The organism is Thioalkalivibrio thiocyanoxidans ARh2, from assembly GCF_000385215.1.
Taxonomy (GTDB): domain Bacteria; phylum Pseudomonadota; class Gammaproteobacteria; order Ectothiorhodospirales; family Ectothiorhodospiraceae; genus Thioalkalivibrio; species Thioalkalivibrio thiocyanoxidans.
Genome location: NZ_ARQK01000002.1, coordinates 1 through 1,227, shown reverse-complemented (window position 1 = coordinate 1,227; position 1,227 = coordinate 1). Strand labels below are relative to the sequence as shown.

Below are 1,227 nucleotides of genomic sequence, written 5' to 3'. Positions count from 1 at the left end.
GGCAGTCCGGGGGCGCGAATCGCGCCCCCGGACGCAGTGAGCCGCGCGGGGCGGACTCGGCATCAGCAAGACAGGACAGGAGGTCCGACATGGGAAAAATCGTCGACAGCATGAGCGCCGCCGCCCGCGATGCGGGCGGGGCGCGCGCCACGCGGAGTGACCGTGAGAGTCACTACCGCGATTTCGCCGCCTGGGCGCACCAGGAGGCGAATATCCAGATCCGCGACGTGTCGCGGATCAAGGAAAAGCACATCCGGGCCTATTTTCAGGCCCGGAGCGAACAGGGGCTGTCGAAAGGCACCCTGCAAAACCGCGCAGCGTCGCTCCGAGCGGCGCTGCGCGGCACCGGGAGCGAGTACGGCCGCATCGCGGCCGACAAGCTCACGAACAGCGAGCTGGGCATCGATGGGCGGTCCCGAATCGGGACCAAGACCGCGATGTCTCCGGAGCGCTACGAGCAGGCCCGAGAGGCCCTGCTGTCGCGTGGGTATGAGCGTGAGGCCGCGGGCCTCGCGCTCGCGGCGAGCCTCGGCCTGCGTGCCGAAGAGGTCGTCCAGAGCCACCGTTCGCTCGCAACCTGGGAACGCCGCCTCGAAGAGGGGCGTGACCAGGTGCGGGTGATCCACGGAACCAAGGGCGGCCGACCACGTGATGTACGCGTGCATGACCGCGAGCGGACGCTCGCGGCTGTCCGTGAGGCGCGCAGCCTCGCGGGGCGCGGGTATCTGATACGCAGTGCATCCCCGACGCTCGCCAGCGCGATGGACCGCTGGCACAACACGATGCACCGCGTAGCCGGGTTGCGGGGCAAGGAAGCGCCCCACGCCCTCCGGTACGCGTACACGCGTACCGGCGTCGATCGGTACCAGGGCGAGGGCTACACCCAAGGCGAGTCCCGAGCGCTGGCCTCCGGCGATCTCGGGCACGGCGATGGCCGTGGTCGCTGGGTCAGCTCGACGTATCTGCGATGATCGACCGTTAGACCCACAGCCCCCCGTTCCTCTGGAACAGGGGGCTTTTTTCTTTGCAGGAGAAGGGCAGCACGCGGACGCGCGGGAGCGCCCCCGGATGCCGGGGCAGCGCAGACGTTGCACCCGATGACCGCAGTTTGGGCGCCCGAATTTCCTGGGACGTTCCCGCGCCCAGCGGCCCCGACCGTTTCCGGCCCTGGCGGCGCGTAGCGCCGCTATGCCGACCAGGTCGCCCGGAGGGCGACACCTTCGGGGG

1 protein-coding gene is annotated in these 1,227 nt (G+C 69.9%); it reads left to right on the top strand.

The features are described from left to right. The first annotated feature begins 89 nt into the window (after positions 1-89). Positions 90-971: an integrase domain-containing protein gene (locus G372_RS0100015; RefSeq protein WP_019624939.1), complete on the top strand. Its 882-nt coding sequence runs from the start codon at positions 90-92 to the stop codon at positions 969-971. Positions 972-1,227: the final 256 nt, after the last annotated feature.